Annotated in this window: 18 protein-coding genes and 1 tRNA gene; 11 read left to right on the forward strand and 8 right to left on the reverse strand. The window is 36.0% G+C overall.

Features of this window, described 5'->3' with window-relative positions; genetic code table 11:
* Positions 1–8 precede the first annotated feature (8 nt).
* Positions 9–602: a hypothetical protein gene (locus tag fad_RS00570; RefSeq protein WP_081141355.1), complete on the reverse strand. Its 594-nt coding sequence runs from the start codon at positions 600–602 to the stop codon at positions 9–11.
* A gap of 248 nt (positions 603–850) precedes the next feature.
* On the opposite strand from fad_RS00570, the gene fad_RS00575 reads away from it, so the two are divergent.
* Both fad_RS00575 and fad_RS00580 read left to right on the forward strand, forming a co-directional pair.
* The gene (locus fad_RS00575) at positions 851–1753 is read left to right on the forward strand and encodes an NAD(P)-dependent oxidoreductase (protein WP_081143131.1); all 903 of its coding nucleotides are present in this window, start codon (positions 851–853) and stop codon (positions 1751–1753) included.
* Between the two features lie 2 nt (positions 1754–1755).
* On the forward strand, positions 1756–2871 hold the full coding sequence (locus fad_RS00580) for a pyridoxal-phosphate-dependent aminotransferase family protein (protein ID WP_081143132.1): 1116 nt from the start codon (positions 1756–1758) through the stop codon (positions 2869–2871).
* Here the strand turns inward: fad_RS00580 and alaXM are convergent.
* Positions 2858–3574, reverse strand: coding sequence for an alanyl-tRNA editing protein AlaXM (alaXM, locus tag fad_RS00585; RefSeq protein WP_081141356.1), 717 nt, complete (start codon positions 3572–3574; stop codon positions 2858–2860). The two genes, fad_RS00580 and alaXM, sit on opposite strands and share 14 nt — an antisense overlap.
* 341 nt (positions 3575–3915) lie before the next feature.
* Between alaXM and pdo the strand changes: the two genes are divergently transcribed.
* Positions 3916–4578 carry a protein disulfide oxidoreductase gene (gene pdo / locus fad_RS00590; RefSeq protein ID WP_081141358.1) on the forward strand — a complete coding sequence of 221 codons (663 nt, stop codon included), beginning with the start codon at positions 3916–3918 and terminating at the stop codon, positions 4576–4578.
* A 64-nt stretch (positions 4579–4642) separates the two neighbouring features.
* Positions 4643–4716 (forward strand) — tRNA-Thr (locus tag fad_RS00595).
* Positions 4717–4757: 41 nt separating this feature from the next.
* Here the strand turns inward: fad_RS00595 and fad_RS00600 are convergent.
* Together fad_RS00600 and fad_RS00605 are read right to left on the reverse strand one after the other, a co-directional pair.
* Positions 4758–5966 (reverse strand): NAD(P)/FAD-dependent oxidoreductase, encoded by a 1209-nt coding sequence (locus fad_RS00600; protein ID WP_081141359.1) that lies wholly within the window; start codon positions 5964–5966, stop codon positions 4758–4760.
* 195 nt (positions 5967–6161) lie between these two features.
* Entirely contained in the window at positions 6162–6428 is a 267-nt protein-coding gene (locus tag fad_RS00605) for a hypothetical protein (protein WP_009887130.1), read from the reverse strand.
* A gap of 135 nt (positions 6429–6563) precedes the next feature.
* Here fad_RS00605 and fad_RS00610 point away from each other — a divergent pair, with 135 nt between their 5' ends.
* Positions 6564–7724: an IS256 family transposase gene (locus tag fad_RS00610; RefSeq protein WP_081141361.1), complete on the forward strand. Its 1161-nt coding sequence runs from the start codon at positions 6564–6566 to the stop codon at positions 7722–7724.
* Between the two features lie 86 nt (positions 7725–7810).
* On the forward strand, positions 7811–8479 hold the full coding sequence (locus fad_RS00615; RefSeq protein ID WP_196795607.1) for a type I 3-dehydroquinate dehydratase: 669 nt from the start codon (positions 7811–7813) through the stop codon (positions 8477–8479).
* 160 nt (positions 8480–8639) lie between these two features.
* On the opposite strand, the gene fad_RS00620 is transcribed toward fad_RS00615, so the two are convergent.
* The 3 genes from fad_RS00620 to dnaG form a co-directional block, all read right to left on the reverse strand.
* Complete coding sequence (locus fad_RS00620) at positions 8640–9269, reverse strand: MarC family protein (protein WP_081141364.1); 630 nt, start codon at positions 9267–9269, stop codon at positions 8640–8642.
* A 438-nt stretch (positions 9270–9707) separates the two neighbouring features.
* Positions 9708–11189 (reverse strand): ATP-binding protein, encoded by a 1482-nt coding sequence (locus fad_RS00625; RefSeq protein ID WP_081141365.1) that lies wholly within the window; start codon positions 11187–11189, stop codon positions 9708–9710.
* A complete protein-coding gene (gene dnaG / locus fad_RS00630) occupies positions 11174–12460 on the reverse strand; it encodes a DNA primase DnaG (protein WP_009887134.1) in 1287 nt (428 codons plus the stop codon). The genes fad_RS00625 and dnaG overlap by 16 nt, the downstream gene beginning before the upstream one ends.
* Positions 12461–12784: 324 nt before the next feature.
* On the opposite strand from dnaG, the gene fad_RS00635 reads away from it, so the two are divergent.
* The 3 genes from fad_RS00635 to fad_RS00645 are packed head-to-tail and all read left to right on the forward strand — an operon-like array spanning position 12785 to position 14482.
* Entirely contained in the window at positions 12785–13798 is a 1014-nt protein-coding gene (locus fad_RS00635) for a TIM barrel protein (protein WP_009887135.1), read from the forward strand.
* Positions 13799–13806: 8 nt separating this feature from the next.
* Positions 13807–14094, forward strand: a complete 288-nt coding sequence (locus fad_RS00640; protein ID WP_081141367.1) for a DUF5611 family protein — start codon at positions 13807–13809, stop codon at positions 14092–14094.
* Positions 14095–14116: 22 nt separating this feature from the next.
* Entirely contained in the window at positions 14117–14482 is a 366-nt protein-coding gene (locus tag fad_RS00645) for a DUF3198 domain-containing protein (protein WP_081141368.1), read from the forward strand.
* Here fad_RS00645 and speE read toward each other — a convergent pair whose 3' ends face one another.
* Complete coding sequence (gene speE, locus fad_RS00650; protein WP_009887138.1) at positions 14483–15304, reverse strand: polyamine aminopropyltransferase; 822 nt, start codon at positions 15302–15304, stop codon at positions 14483–14485. It abuts the gene before it with no gap.
* A 283-nt stretch (positions 15305–15587) separates the two neighbouring features.
* On the opposite strand from speE, the gene fad_RS00655 reads away from it, so the two are divergent.
* On the forward strand, positions 15588–15860 hold the full coding sequence (locus fad_RS00655) for an HU family DNA-binding protein (protein ID WP_009887139.1): 273 nt from the start codon (positions 15588–15590) through the stop codon (positions 15858–15860).
* Between the two features lie 90 nt (positions 15861–15950).
* Positions 15951–17546 (forward strand): bifunctional N(6)-L-threonylcarbamoyladenine synthase/serine/threonine protein kinase, encoded by a 1596-nt coding sequence (locus tag fad_RS00660; RefSeq protein ID WP_009887140.1) that lies wholly within the window; start codon positions 15951–15953, stop codon positions 17544–17546.
* The last annotated feature ends 99 nt before the right edge of the window (positions 17547–17645 follow it).

Consider the following 17645-nt stretch of genomic DNA (forward strand, 5'->3'; position numbering starts at 1 on the left):
TTATATAATTATTTATATATACTATGCTCTTTAAAACTTGTTGATATCTTATGCGGGCATATTTTTATTTCACATTTATCACAGATAACATCTATTTCCCGGGGGGAGTCAATTAGAATTTTATTAATGCCAGTTACATTGTTAAACTTCTTGAATACCTCCTCTTCAACCTCATTGTAAAAAATTAGCCTGATAAAACTTGTTTCATAATCTGAATTTATCGAATATATCTCTTTGATATTTGACATTTGCTTTTCCAGTATTCTCATTATTTCAGGTACCACTTTGAAATACATTCCCTTATCAATGAAAATGGTAACCACTTCATTTTTCATTAGAAGGGAGATTTTTTTTGTGTCCGGCAACACTGAAACGTTTTCCATAATTTCTTTAACTACAGGATTCTTATTTACGAATTTTATTGTCTCATATAATGTACGCCTGTTAACCTTTAATGTAGTGGCAATGCTACTAAGGGGAATTTCAATATTATTTAAGTAAAATTTTTCGTTTACTATGGAAATTCCACTGGCATACAGCCCCTCAACTATTCTTTTTTTAACCGGATAGATTTTAAAATATTCGTCGAATACAAGCTGCATAGATGTTCAATCCTGCATAATATAAATACTTTATATAGAATTTTATAATTTCCAGGAACTGAACATATTTTTATTTTGCTGGAAGTCTAGCAGGTTGTTGTAGAATATAGAACTTCTTCCCACTGTTAACATATAGCTGCATTTCCAAAGATTTAACTTATATGTCAATTAACTGGCAAAAATTAACGCTGTATGAAAATTTTATAACGAGAAAGAAATTGTTATAAATAATAATGGCATTCTCTTCTATGTACGGAAAGGTACTGATATGTGACCCTGTCGACAATGTTATGACAGACAAGTTAAAGGATAAATTTGAAATAGATTATAAACCAAAAATATCTCCACAGGAGCTCCTTGAAGTTATAAAGGATTATGATGTCGTTGTTGTCAGGAGCCGGACAAAAATCACAAAGGATGTAATATCCAATGGAAAAAAACTAAAAATAATTGCCAGGGCAGGAATTGGCGTCGATAACATAGATACAGATTATGCAGAGGAAAAACATATAAAAGTTGTATATGCACCCGGTTCTTCCACTGAAAGTGTGGTTGAAATTACACTTGCTATGATGGTAATAGGTGCCAGATCACTTTACAAAGGAATGGAAAACACAAGGAAGAATGATTTTACAAAGTTAAAGGGCATGGAACTGGAGGGAAAAACCCTAGGAATTTTAGGATTTGGAAGAATAGGAAAAGCAATAGTTGATGCTTCCAGGACATTCAAAATGAAATTTATTGCATACGATCCTATGCCGGTAGAATACCCTGAATATGTCAAGAAAGTCTCACTTGATGAATTACTGGAACAATCCGATGTTATATCTATAAATGTTACAATGAGAAAAGATTCTCCTTACATATTAAATGACAATGAACTATCAAAATTAAAGGAAGGAGTAATCATAGTCAATACATCCAGGGCGAGGGCAATAAATGGCAAGGATATGTTAAAATATCTAAAAAATGGTAAAATTTCAGCTTTCGTAAGCGATGTTTTCTGGAATGAACCTGCAAAGGAAGACTATGAATTGGAAATGCTAAAGCTGGACAATGTCATGATCACACCACATCTTGGTGCACAGACAAAGGAAGCACAGAAGCGGATTGCTATTATGACCGCTGACAATATAATTAACGAGTGGTAAAAGTGCTTCTAATACCTGGCCCGGTAGAAGTCCCATATTCAGTTTCAAATGCTGGGTCCATTGTTTCAAACCATCGTTCTCCAGAATTTAAGAATGTTGTCAAAGAAAATGAATCATTACTCAACAAATTTTCAGGAGCGTATAAAACAGTAATGGTTACCGGATCCGGAACACTGGCCGTAGAGACCATGGTTTTCTCCCTGATAAACAATAATGACCGTGTATTGTCCATAAGCTATGGAAACTTTGGAGAAAGGCTTATAGATTCAATAGCTAAAAAAACCACAAACACTCAGTTTATCAGATATGACCAGCTTAATATTGACACCCTTCTTGAAGAAATACGCAGCAGGGACTTTGATAAATTGTTCCTTGTCCACAATGAAACTTCCAATGGCACCGCAATAAGAGACCTTACAGAAATCATTAAAATAGTTAAAGAAAAAGGTGCTAAACTGCTTGTTGACGATGTATCCGGTTTCGCCGGTTATAATATGGATATGAATGGAATTTATGCTATGGTAACAGGCAGCCAGAAAAACCTGGCTTCTATCCCTGGAATTGGAATAATATTCCTCTCTATTGAAGCGTATAATGATGTGATGTCGCAAGCTTCAACAAATACGCCATTTTATCTTGACCTGAAAACTTCACTAAATTTTCTTGAAAAAAACGAAACGGCCTACACACCATCAACCGGTGCCTTTATCTCACTGAATTATGCCCTGAAAATACTTGAAAAAGAAGGGTTTGCCAGCAGGGTAAAAAGGATAACATCATCTGCCGATTTCATAAGGTCTTCCCTTGCTGATAAGGGTGTTGAAATATTCGGAACTAAAGACACATACTCCAGCACAGTTGTGTGTTTCTACAACAATGATCCGGATATGGTAAAAAAATTGGCTGAACATGGAATAACTGTTTCTAAGGGAATGGGAAAACTTGCAAATACAACATTGAGGATAGGTACAATGGGGATGATAAACAACCACTACATAGAAAAATTCCTGAACAGCTATTTCAAAATCTCAGGAAAAAATATTATTATAAAGGAAAGCGACATACCACCATCTACCAGATTGCCTGATTTTTTAGTTGATGATGTTAGTCTAGCTTAAAGCTAAGCCTCTTGTGCCCCTTTCCTTTATTTTCAATTTTTAGCATTTCTATTTTTCCAACTTCTTCAGTATTTTTTACATGTGTCCCGCCGTCAGCCTGGAAATCGAAATTCTCAATTTCTATAATACGCACAACAGGCAATTTTTCTATTAACTGCCTGCCTGGTTCTGTCCTGGCAAGCCCGGGTATTTTCAGTGCTTCTTCACTGCTGATCTCACGGGCAAAAACTTTGCGCCCTGAATTTATAACATCCTGCGCCTTTGAGATAATCTGCGTTATAAGGTCGCGGTCAATTATATCGAAACTGAAATCTACCCTCGCATGGTCATCATATATCTGCCCCCCGGTTAGAAGCCCATTTTTATAATCATTATTCACCACACCGTCTATTATATGCACTGCTGTGTGGTATCTCATATGTATATACCTATTATCCCAGTCTATCACGCCATGTACATGGGCTCCGGGTGTAACATTCTCTATTCTGTCAGCTATATGCCTTATTTCTCCATCTTCCTGGATAACATCTATTATCTTCATTTCACCATTAGAAGTTTTGAGTATACCCGTATCGTTTGGCTGGCCTCCACTTGTAGGATAAAATAATGTTTTATCCAGTACCACATAGTTATCCTCAACCGAAATCACGGAGGCATCAAATTCCCGTCCGTACATGTCATTATAATACAGTTTTTCAGTCATATGTGTGATAATATTATTTATTATATTAATTTAAAGGAAATGAAGAAGGAAGATCTGCATTTTCAGGTTATGATTTCCGTTTACTTAATCTCAGGATATTATTATTTATTTAATGCTAAAACTTCCGGGCATAACCCACTTTGTCTATCCTTCATGGAGCGCCCACTATAAGACTTCTAAATATGGACAGAATAATGTATAAACTGGAAAGCATAGATAATGTGCATTAACCAGTTAATCCCGCACTTTATGGGAGAATAACTGCCGGTACATTATTATATCACTATACATATTTGTGCAGTAAAGTTTTTATAACTTAATAAAATATCAAAAAGATAATTATGAGTTTAATAAGAGACGAGGATGCAAAATTCCTTAGGGAAGATTTCGATAAAAAATTAAAAAATACTGTTGATCTGGTTGTATTTACATCGGAAAGTAGCGATTGCAAGTATTGCAAGGACACCATTTCCCTTGTTGATGAAGTTGGCGCATTATCTGACAAAATTAACATTGTTAAATATGTCTACGAAAAAGATAAGGAAATGGTAGAGAAATATGGTGTTGAGAAATATCCTGCAACAATAGTAGCCAGGCATGATGATAAGGATGGAAGGATAATATACTATGGAATTCCATCAGGGTATGAATTCGGGTCATTGATTGAGGACCTTGAAAATGTATCTGTTGGAGAAGCCGACGTTTCCAAAAAAGCTGTTGACCTTATATCAAAAATAGACAAACCTATTACAATTAAGGTTTACGTGACTCCCACATGCCAGTATTGCCCGAAGGCTGTTATAACCGCTCATAAATTTGCTCTGATGAACAAAAACATAAAGAGTGAGATGATAGAATCCCTGGAATTTGACAAGGAAGCCTCAGATGCTGGAGTATCTGCTGTCCCACACATAGTAATAAATGATGATGTGACTTTTCCAGGCGCATATCCTGATGACCAGTTCGCTGAATATGTAATGGAAGCATACAACCACCAGGAATAAAATTTTAATTTTATTTTTCGAATAAATAGAAATTTTATATAATAATTTTTAATACACTAATTACGCCATCGTAGCTCAGCATGGTAGAGCGGCTGATTTGTAATCAGCAGGTCGGGGGATCGAATCCCTCCGATGGCTTACCTAATATAATAATAATCATGGTTTTGTTCTCTATAAAGTTAATATATTGTACCTATCCCTGAATACATAGATTTAATGGGTTTTTTACTTTTAAATCTGCTTGCAGAGAAGTTACGCCAGTCAAACAATGCTTTTTCCGGTTCATTCACCGTCAACATATCTGCCACTATCCTCCCATAGGCAGGTGATAATTTAAATCCGTGTCCGCTCAGGCCAGCACATACATATACATTATCCAGCCCTACTCCTGCCAATGAATCTATTATTGCCTGCCCATCTGGTGACATATCATATAACCCGGAAACGGTTGAGATTACAGAAGCATTAGCCATTCCAGGCAGCCTATCAGTTAATTTTCCGAGATACTGTTCTATATACTCATCTGTTATGTGGTTTTCAATATCTCCATCCGGGTCAAATTCTCTTGTGTCTATAGCAGGGTCAAGGCTTCCTATAGCAGTTATGGAAGCCCCCTCCATCTTGTAATATGATGAATTTTGCGGATCCCATAATGTAGGCTTTATTCCTGTATATTCTTCAGGCCTTCTGAGATATATTGTGTCATGTACCGAAGCATATATAGGCAAAAGGTCTGCACTGGAAACACCTGACCTCTGGAGCAAGTCATTTGTCCATGTATTAGTTGCGAGAACTATGGCATCCGCAGAGTATTTCTCCCCCTTATAGGTTTCCACATAAGCCCCACTATTATCAGAAGAAACGGTTTTGACTGATTTACCGGTAACTATCTCTGCACCAAGGTTCTTTGCAGCCGATGCATATGCATTGGAAGTGGCAACCGGGTCAGCATACCCACTATCCGGTTCGTATAAAATATAATCATAACCTTCTGTACTTATATCCGGAAAAAACTCTTTAACTTCTTTCAGAGAAATTTCTTTTTCATTAATTCCAAGGGATTTCAACATTTTAAAATTCTTGCTGGCTTCCAAAGCATTTGAGCCCTTAAACGGGAATACCATGCCTGTCTTTGTAAAACCAGAATATCCAGTATTGCCAAAATTCATAAATTCCCTGATAGAATAAAGTGCAAGTGATGAAATTAATTCATTGCTGTAATGTGTTCTCACAAGGGCACTTGATTTTCCCGTATTGCCGGAAGCTATATTCCCTCTTTCAATTAACCTTACCTTTTTTCCGCGGTTTGCGAGATTATACGCAATACTGGTTCCGGAACTGCCCCCGCCTATAACTATTACAGAATTAATATGTCTATCACTGGCCATATTATTTCATGTTTAATATGTATAAAAATATTGTTTAAGGGCTATAATTCAGTGTTTTGAAATCAAAGCTATTGATTTCAAAGTGTTATAAGGATACATATGATTTTTCTCATTCATTCTGCGTGGGTGTATGATGTTCATCCATTACTCTAAAATAAGGGTTCATGGAAGAATTTATCATGCTATTTTAAAAATTTAATTAAAATATGTTGTTTTCCCTTTGTCATCTTCCTTATTCTTTGACACTATATTCTCTTCATCGAATTCGATATATGATATTGTTCCAACAGGTATAAGCCTTAATTTTGACTTGCCCTCCGAGCTTACTCTTAAAACCAGGGAACCTTCCTCACCAAGTATTGCATATCCCACGTATTCGCCTTCAGTAATCATCGGCTTGTCATCACCGCTTGATGAAACAACTGTGTACACACCGCCTTTTTTAATTTCTATCATATCCATATTCTGGTATAGTATTCTATGTAAAAAGGTTGTGTATGTAATTATGTGTAAATATAAACTCTCCTGTTACTAATGAATTTAATCATTAAATAACAGGAAAGTATACCTCTTTTGAACACAAGGAGGTAATAAAATATGGAAAATACAGATATAAACATATCGGCTCTTGAGAATGTAGATATAGATAGAATATTAAAGGAAGCAATAAAGGAAAGAATAGAGAAATTAATGGAAATAGAATTAAATGCATATTTAGAAGATAATCCAGGAATAAAGAATGGGAAATATAAAAGAGATTTAAAGACAAAGTATGGTGAAATAAAACAGTTAAATATCCCCAGAGACAGGGATAGCAATTTCCATACAAAGGTAATAGAGCCCTATAGCAGGTCGATAGGTATAGAGGATCTTATAGTATCAATGTATTCCAATGGCATATCTACAAGGAGAATAGCAGGTATAATGGAGGATATTTTAGGAAATAAATATTCTAAATCTACTATATCAAGAATAACAGATTTAACTATAGAAGAGGTTTATAAGTTTATTAACAGGCCATTAGATAAACGTTATATAGCAATATTCCTGGATGGATTATTCTTCTATTTAAGAAGAGGGAATGTAGACAAGGAGCCAGTTATATTTGCTTTAGGAATTAAAGAAACAGGAGAATACGAAGTATTAGGATTCTATTTAACAGTTAAAGAATCACATAATACATATAAAGATGTATTAGAAGACCTATATAATAGAGGATTAAAGGAGCCATTACTAATAGTAGCAGATGGAATAAAGAATATGGATGAGGAAGTAATGGAAATATATCCCAGATCAGAGTTCCAGCTATGTACAATACACTATGCAAGGGGATTAAAATCCAATGTAAGGGAGAAAGATATTGATGAAATAACTATAGACGCAAATAAGATGTTTAAATGTGATAATAAAGAAGAAGCTATAATAAAGTTCAATGATTTTAAATATAAATGGGAGAGTAAGTATCCCAAGGTAATATACAATACTGAAAAGAATCTGGGAAAATTATTAAGATTCTATAATTATCCTTCCAGTATATGGAGATCATTGAAATCTACCAATGCTATAGAAAGGCTAAACGGAGAGGTAAGGAGAAGGGTAAAAACAATATCATCATTCCCTGATGAGGATTCAGCAATGAAGGTATTTTACTATAAGTCAATAGAATACAATTCAAAGCATGCATTCAGGAAAATGAACGGATACTATAAATGCAATGATGAAATAAAAGAAATGTTTCAGAAGAGGTATCCTTTATAAATACACAAAATTATGGACACAATCGTAAAAAGGTTTATCGTACTATGCATTATATATAATTTTATATGAGTGTTGTATATTCAATTATGCCTGAAAATTCATGCATTATATATACGTCAATGTTTTTTCCTGACTCCCGCCAGATGAAACTGGAATTTGACAAAAATAAAGATAATTTCAAGGGCCATTATGAAATCAGATACGACCTTTTTAATGATAAGAGCCTGAAAAATCTAGAAGATATGCTTATGTATTTAAATTCACATAAGGTTGATTATATATTCACATTCAGGTCTGCAGATAAAAATGAAATAGAGAAAGTATATGGTACTGCATTAAAATTCAACCCGCCGGTTATTGACATTGATATTAAATCATTTATATTCAATAAAAATATATTTAACAACTCAAAGCTAATGATATCGTTCCACGGAGATAATAATGATGATGTTCCAGCCCTGTTAGAAGATATGTCAGAATTCAACCCTGACATTTACAAGATCGCACTCGCATATACTGACATAGAAAAATTTCTCAAGGACCTCAATTACCTTTATGCTTACAGAAAAAAGAACGGGATAAAATTAGCTTACATACCTATGGGCTCGGAAAATAGTTTTTTAAGAGTAGTATCTGCATATCTAGTTTCCGATTATTCCTACGCATCATATACACAACCTACAGCTCCCGGGCAAATATCGAAGGAACAATTTCAAGCTGTTCTGGAAATGTTCCGTCCAGACACCCCCGTATGAGAAACGCCGTATGTTGCTATGCCATAGCATCTATATATGAGTTTATAGAAATTATTGACTATAGTATATCAAATAGCAGGGGATAATTAAAACCGGTACAACTCAGCCATTAACTAAGGCATCACGGAATTAAGTTATGCCTTCTATTCCAGAAAATTTATCACACATGAAAAATATGGATGATACCTGTTGTAATAAGGTCAATAGCTATAGCAGTAAGCAACAATCCCATTATCCTTGATATTACTATTGATCCGGTCTTCCCGATTTTCTGGAATATGGGAAGGGAATACCTGAGAATAATAAACGCCAGTATCAATACAAGTATTACTGCTAGAACTACCATCAGCCTGGAAAATATGTCTATTCCAGCTCTGTTGAAGTAAATAATTGCTGTGGTTATAGTTCCTGGCCCTGCCAGTAGAGGCGTTCCTATCGGTGCTATAGCTATGCCTTCCCGATCAGCTGAATCCTGCTGTTCTGCATTTGTTATCTTTGTGGTTGATGTTTTCCCCTGAAGCATATCAAAACCAACCTTGAAAAGAAGTATGCCTCCAGCTATTTCAAAATCGTATATGCTAATTCCAAGTATATCAAAAATATAAACTCCCAGAAACATAAATCCGAAAACCATGCCGGAAGCCATGTACACACTTCTACGTATAACTTCCTTCCGTTCTTTCAGACTGTATCCATCTGTAAGCGTTATCAGTATAGGAACCGCACCTATTGGATTCATTATTGCGAATAATGCCACGAATACAGTGATAAACAAAAGTAGAATTGCCATTTAATGTGCATAAGTAAAATGTATTAATGCTTTTGGTTTAAAAAATTACAAATCATTCTACCAGAAAGAAAGCCACTGAGTTTACGATGTGGATGAATTTCTGGAATTGTTCAACATCTCATAATTAATTAATATTTAAACAATTTTAAAATACCACGAATGGAATAATTTTTAAAATAACAATAAATTAAACATTTTTGAGATAATTATGATGTATCGCAAGCCTTATACAATAATATCAAACCCATAGATATAGGTGGAATAACCGGTGCACTTAAACATAAGGCATCAACACCTATATTGTACCTGAGGATGGCAGGGAATTTACGCCTGTGGAGATTATTGCCTCCGGCTTTGAATGGCTTAGTATTAGCTCCTATGTGAAGTTAAAGTATGGTCAATGAAGCAGGAAGTCTCTATGCTTTAGCATGAGGTAGTTCACTGGTATGACCGGTCCTCACTGTTGTTGTAGTAATTATAGTATTCCCCACGCTGGGAACCTGTCGCTTCCTCACCCAGTGCGTTATTCATGCTGCCGTAGTACTTCTTTATTTTTTCCTCAACCGGGACATAAAGCGATAATGCCTCTTTAACATCGGATTTTTCTATGAGTTTGTGCCCATTTTCAATTGACATATCACCGGAGGCGCGAATCAGGCCGCCAAGTTCTCTCAATTTAAGTGTCAAAGCATTGCTTTTATGCTCTTCCAATGCCCTGCGCCTGCCTTCATTTATAATCAAATCAGCAGCATCCATAGTCATATGTGGAATCTTGCCATCTACATTTATTTCCTGTGCTATGAATTGGAGATATTTCATACGGTTTTCCTTGGTATCAGGTATGGAATTTTCCATTAATACCTCATATCCATTACCCACAATTCTGGATCGTAATGGGCTGAGTATATATTGCAAGTCCTGAATATTGCAAGCAGCTACCAGAATAAAATCTGTGGGCACATCATCAACCTTGACGCTGGCTCCAGCACTCTGTGGATTTCTTCCGACTATTGGGAATTTCCTCTCCTGCATTGCTGTCAGGATAAAACGCTGTAGATTGCCCAGGTGTGTGATTTCATCAATGAAAAGAACACCCTCGTGGGCCATATGCACTGAACCGGCAACAATCCTCTCATATGGCATAGTCCCCAGCTGGGGGTGCCCGCCATAGGGATCATGCCTTACATCTCCTAAAAGTTCTGTTTCACTGGCTCCAGTTGCCAGCACAAATGGATTCCTATCAATTGGCACAATAACCTTACTCGGGCTCTTTTTCTCAAGCTTCCGCCTGCGTTCCAGAGTTTTTTCATCCAGGACACGTATTTTGTCACCGTATTTTTCGTATACAACTATCTGCTCTTTATCTCCCACTTTTCTTGTCTGGGTTACCCTGTCATTGTTGTTGTTTACACCAAAAGCAACTCCTATTACATTGAAAACATCATTAAATGGGCCCTGTGTGTTGTTTACAACCTTCGGGTTGTTGCAGTTCGGGCAAACACTTTCCGTAGGAGATGAGTAAAAACCACAGTGCGGGCATTTATAACCCAGCCTCTGTGCAACATTATCAGGTGCATCTTTTGGTTCTATAATCTCTCCCTCTATCGAATTCATTTCGTGTTTTTCATTTTCAATTTCGGCAATTGTCCTGACCTCAATAAACGGCCGTTCAGGATACGAAGGATTGTGGACAACCCTTATTTCTTCCTCAGGCCTGCTAATGTAAAATGACATTGCCTGGGCTATCATTGATTTTCCAACACCGGGTGGACCTACAAGTAAAAGATTCCTTCTCTGTTTTGCGGCAATCAATGCCAGGCGAACAGCCTCTTCCTGCCCTATTACTCTATCAAGGGGGTTAGATGGGATTTTTATGAATGATGTATCGGGGTATTCTGTATAATTTACATATGTTCCCATGTAACCACCCTTATCTCATCCGGTTTTTTTGTCACATGTCCGATTTTCATGCCATAAATAGATTTTACGCCCATGCTGAAAGCAATATCAACAAATCTCTGGGATATTACTCCGCCACTGATAATTGTTGTTCCGTTTTTTACGCTCTGCATCAATTCAGCTGCATCGGATACTGGATATCTTGCTATGGGATTTCCCGCATCATCATAAATTTCAACGGCTTTGCTTTCAAATAACTCGTTCAATTTATTTCTCACAAATCTTGGATCGTTTATATCGTTGATTTCCTCTATTACCGGTGCTTCCACTTCAGCGGTTTCCACGTGTTTAGGCTCTTTCTCTTGTTTCTTCTGTTGGGGCTCCTCCTTAACTGTAGTATTTACGTTCATATCTGCTATGGCTTTATTGTTTTTCTCGGTAAATTCCTTCAGTTCCTCAATCATTCCGTGGGATTCAAGATACTGGTTTACAGGTGCTTTGTATTTAAGTGCTTTTACTATCTGCTTATATGTAAGCTCCTCAACCTCTGTTCCTGGTGGAGCCCTGGCTATAAAGTCAACATCAGCAACCTGGAGCATTTCCTTTATTATTAGTTCGCCCCCATGGTCACCATCAACAAATAATGTTACAGTCCTTGCTTTGGAAAGCTCTTTAACCGTTTTTGGAACACTTGTTCCCTGTACAGCTATGGTATTTTTTATGCCATACCTTAAAAGATTAAGGACATCATTTCTGCCTTCAACAACTATAATAGAATCTGAAGTTCCAACAGCCGGTCCAGCAGGGAGGTGTTCCTCTCCATAGGAAAGAATCTCCTTTTTTTCGACTTCTTCCCTTACAGATTGGATAATACTTTCACTGAGGCTTTTCCCGTTTGTACCCATTTTTTTATACAATTCCTCGGCTCTCTGTATAACCTTATCTCTTTTGTTAATTCTTACGTCTTCCACGTCTTCTATATCAACCTTCGCCTTACAGGGCCCTATTCTGTCTATAGTTTCAAGAGCAGCAGCAAGAATTGAACTCTCAACCTGGTCAAGCCCGGACGGAATAAGGACAAAGCCCTCTGTTCTGCCTTTTTTAGTATCTATCTCAACTTCAATTCTTCCAATTTTCCCACTTTTTTGCAAATCCCTTAAATCTAATTCTTCACCCAATAATCCTTCAGTTTGACCAAATATTGCACCAACAACATCTGGTTTTTCAACAACTCCGTCAGTTACTATCTTTGCTTTGATAACATATTTCGTTATGTTTGGATCGACATTCATTATTATCACCGTTATTTGTGTTAATTAAGTTATTATGATAATTTTTACTTACCATTAAATTGTTATGTATAAAATGTATATAATCTATTCGTTATCATTTCTGGCATAAATTAATAATTAAAGCAATATGCAGTGTCGATTCCTGCAGAAAATTGGCATATAATTCAATTTTCAAAATTTCTATAACTATAATTAGTACCTCAATCTGGAGATAAAATATAAAGAATATTTTCCGTATGGGTAATTTATAATGCTTCCTCAATTCGTAGAGAATATGCAGGAATTTTCAAAAGGTTAAAATAAGTAAGATATATCATTAAAAGAATGATAAAGTTTGGTGTTGCTGGAATACCACTTACCAGTAAGGGAAGAACGTATATGGATTCAATTCAGGAAGTGGCAAATCTCGGCTTAAATTCTCTTGAAGTTCAACTTTTAAGGGTAAATGTGAGTGAAGACCCGGCAATTGAATATGTTGATATGTATCCTAAGGATGTTACAGACTCCATCATTGTTGACGTTTTAAGGCCTGATGACACCGGTAACTATAGAAGCATAGGCACTGAAAAGGAAATAGAAGAAGATGACATAGTGCAGGAAATTTTCTGGAATATGGCACGCAATTATGATGAATTGAAAGAGGGAAGTGAAATAGCCAGGGAACTTGATGTGGATATATCAATGCATGCTCCATATTATATGGATCTATTAAATGGCGGGGAAATGGCAGAGAAGTCACTTAACCATTTGCGATGGTCGCTTTTAATAGGAAAGGCCATGGGGGCTAAAAGAATAATTACCCATACAGGATTTTATACCAGAAAAAAATCTGAAAGCCTCAAAAACGCCCTTGATATTTATGCAGACGTTGCAAAAAAATTTTCACATGAAAATGGATATCCATATATTGGCGTAGAAGCTTCCGGCAAAAAAGACCTGTTCGGGACACAGAAAGAACTGTTTTATCTTGCGGATCGGATACCGGAGGTGGAACCCATACTTAACTTCCCACACATCCACTCCATAAATAATGGTTCACTTATAGACGCGAAGAACTTTGAAGATGTGGTTGCTGCATTTGCGAAATATGCAAAGTATGATCTGTATTCAGAATTTGGTGGAGTAGAATACGATAACGGGAACGAATTAAAGATAACTGCAATAAAACACGGAGACCTCAAATTTGAAACTCTTGCAGAGGTAATATCTACCAGTGACAGGGATATGGATATTATATCCATGTCTCCCCTGCTTGAGCATGATGCCCAGTATATGGAGTTAATGTACTGGAGGGCACTTTCAAAAAAATATCAGAAAAAACTCGCAAAGAAAATATAGGTGAAAAAATGAGAACATATCCTGTTAAAAAAACAATTAAAATTAATGAAACGTATGTAATGGAAACCCTGAAATCTAGAAACCTTGAATTTCAACAGGAAGGAGACCATATAATTTCTTCATATCCCGGACTAAAAAAAATTGAACTATGGACAGACGGGAAGAAATTATATGTTGAAACAGAAACAGATACCCAGTACAGTAATCCAGGGGAAACAATAAAATTCTTTAACAATTTGCTTGAAGCCCTCACCGGATATACAACAAAGGAAAGGAAGAAGCTAATATCTAAATAGTTTATCTTATTACCATTAGTAAATGTACAGGGATAAATTATATATAGTATATATTATAATAAGCATTGTATCACTACTTTTTCTTATAATCTCTCTAAACGGTTTGCTATTCCATAATCAATATTTGATAAACCTGATCCCGTTAAAGTCACTTGGCAACTGGCAGTACTGGATATTGATAGCCTCAACAATTGTATTCATATATTTTGCTTATTTGACATATTCAATACTTAATGATATATACACATTTAAAAAATTATTAAAGAGCAGCAGCAAAAAAACTTTTATTGATAATATGCCCAGCCTGGAAAGAATTTCAAAGAGGCTTGGGAAAAACTATGATGAGCTGCTTAAGCAGGCAAAACATAAATGGGGAATAAAAAAATAATTATTTTAGTATATTTTTAACAAATTCCGGAAGATAAAATGAACCGGTCAATATATCACTATTGAAATATTTGCCAGACTTTGCTTTTTCATCCCTCAGTTTCATTTCTCCGGAAGATGCCATTGTAAATGACCATAGTCCGCTTGGATATGTGGGTATAAATGCACAGTATGTCTTTACGCTTTTAAATACCTCTGACATGCCTTTATGTGCCATAGCCAGGGCAGCTGGCTGATAGTATGGAGAACCCGATTGTGTTACCACTATTCCATCATCTGTTAAATGTGCCTTTATGTCCTCATAGAAATCTCTGGAGAATAATCCCTCGGCCGGGCCAACAGGATCCGTGGAATCTATTATTATCCTGTCAAATTTATTCTCTGTTTCTTTTATGTATTTTATTCCATCCCCTACAATTAATTTTACCCTGCTATCCTTGAAAGATGACGATATATCTGGAAAATATTTTTTTGCAATCTCTACAACATTTCCATCAATTTCAACATTTGTAATCTTATCTGTCCCAAGGTCCAGCAACCTTCTGGCTGCTCCACCGTCCCCGCCGCCTATTATTAATACATTTGATGGCCTGGAGTTGAAATAATGGGGAACCATAGTTATCATTTCATGGTAAACGTATTCATCTTTTTCAGTTAATTGCACGGTTCCATCTATGGATAATAACTTTCCAAAATCATAGGTATCGAAAAGGTCTATTCTCTGGTAGTCCGTTTTAACGGAAAGTAGCTGGTCCTTTACCCTGAAGGATAGTTGCAAATTGTCCGAGTATCTTTCCGAAAACCAATTTTCTATTAATCTCATGTAAGTTTATATTTATTGCGTATATAATTCTTATCGGAACCCGTATAAATTTTATTCCATAGCAGGAAATGCCTGGAAATTATTTGAGTTATAAATCCTTACCATATTTAAAGGCAGAATAGAGTGAACATTCCTTATATTTCAATTGGCACTCCATGAATAAGTGTAATAAATGTATGCATTCCAGTTCAAATCTAAAGCAAATTCAGTAATTTTAAGGTTTTATTGGATTTTTTAGAGAAAAGTTTTTATATTACAAATTATATTATGTATTGGTGAAATAATGGTAGGTATAAGTGAATTATCAAAGAAGGTTGCCAGCACTACAAACACGACCCAGAAGAAGACAGCAGAGATAATAACGGCATTCCTTAAGGAAACAGTAGAATCAGTCAATGCAGGAAACAAAGTCAACCTTGCTGATTTCGGAATCTTTGAAAGAAAGGAACAGAAGGAAAGAGTTGCAAGAAACCCTAAAACCAGAGAAGAAATCAAAGTTCCAGCTAAAGACAAATTTGTATTCAGGGCATCTTCTGCTATAAAATACAAAGATTAATCCAAAATTTTTAGATTTTTATACATAACAATAATTTTTCTATTAATTAAATAACTATAATGGTAAAATAATAAATGGTAATAATGTACTATGAAAGTCCTGGGGCTTGAGGGCACAGCTCATACAATAAGTGCCGGTATCGTAGACGATAATAGAATCATTTCAAATTTCTCATCAACTTACATACCAAAAAATGGTGGCATACATCCAAGGGAAGCAGCAATCCACCACGCCGATAACATATTGCCTGTTATGAAGAAAGCATTTGAAGAAAGTGGCCTATCACCTGGCCAGATAAACCTGGTGGCTTTTTCCATGGGCCCCGGCCTAGGGCCGTGTTTGAGGGTTGTAGCTACAGCTGCCAGGGCATTTTCAATTAAATACGGGATTCCATTAATAGGTGTTAACCACCCGCTCGGGCATGTGGAAATAGGAAGGAAACTTTCCGGGGCAAAGGATCCTATAATGTTATATATTTCCGGGGGGAATACACAGATTATAGCACATGAAGAAAATTCCTATAAAGTTCTTGGGGAGACCATGGATATTGGGCTGGGAAATCTGCTGGACAAACTGGCAAGGGATGTAGGCATACCATTTCCAGGAGGACCAAAAATAGAGGAATTTGCTTTAAAAGGTGATAAATTGCTGGATTTGCCATACTCTGTAAAGGGAATGGATACATCATTTTCAGGAATTTATACAGCAGCCAGGAATTATATAGGAAGGGAATCCATAGAAAATATATGCTATAGCGTCCAGGAAACAACCTTTTCCATGCTGGTAGAGGTTTTAGAACGGGCATTATATTATACAGATAAAAGGGAGATTTTACTTGCAGGAGGGGTAGCCAGAAACGATCGGCTCCGTTCAATGGTTTCACATATGGCAAAGTCATCTGGATATGTTGCCTATCTTACAGATAAAAAATACTGTATGGATAATGGTGCCATGATCGCACAGGCAGGCATGTTAATGTATCTTTCTGGGCAGAGGCAGCATATAATGGATACAAAGGTAAATCAAAGTTTCAGGATCGATGAAGTCAAGGTTCCCTGGATTAACTCAAAAAAGCCTGTTATAAGCAATAACAGGGGGGCAGAAGCATTGATTTCAGAATCGCAGTTTTATGGTAGGAAAACTATTACAAAACAGCGCGTAGAAAAAGAATACAGAAATCAGGAACTGGATCGCAAAATAAGAACAGAAAGAATGAAAAATGAGTTTAACCTTATATTCAGGCTAAAAAGCAATGGAATAAATTCTCCTATTCTGTATGATTTTGATAAGTATAATTTCACATTAGTTATGCAAAAACTTGATGGTATAACACTCAATAAACTAATCAGGTCTGGGGATAACTATATGGCGGTTATAAATAAACTTGGCCAGATAATAGGAGAAATGCATAACCTATTAATCTCACATGGCGATCTGAACCCCAACAATATCATGGTTGTTGGGCCAGATATATATCTAATAGACCCCAGCATGGGAAAATTTAATTGTGAAATAGAAGATATGGCAGATGACATTTTCCTCCTCACAGAATCATTTAAAAATCTGTATTCAAACTATGATGTGCTTGAAAATCATTTTATAAGTTCTTATAAGGAAAAATCCACCAATTATGTAGAAATTATAAAAACGCTGGATGAAATAAAGCAAAGAAGGAGATATGTTTGATATAAAACAATATATACAATTTCTGTAATATGTTATACCTGGAAGTGCCCTGTTTAATCGTGTGTTGTTCCGTGAGTATATTTAACTATGGGTATTAAA

Origin of the sequence: Ferroplasma acidiphilum, from assembly GCF_002078355.1 — an archaeon.
GTDB lineage: Archaea > Thermoplasmatota > Thermoplasmata > Thermoplasmatales > Thermoplasmataceae > Ferroplasma > Ferroplasma acidiphilum.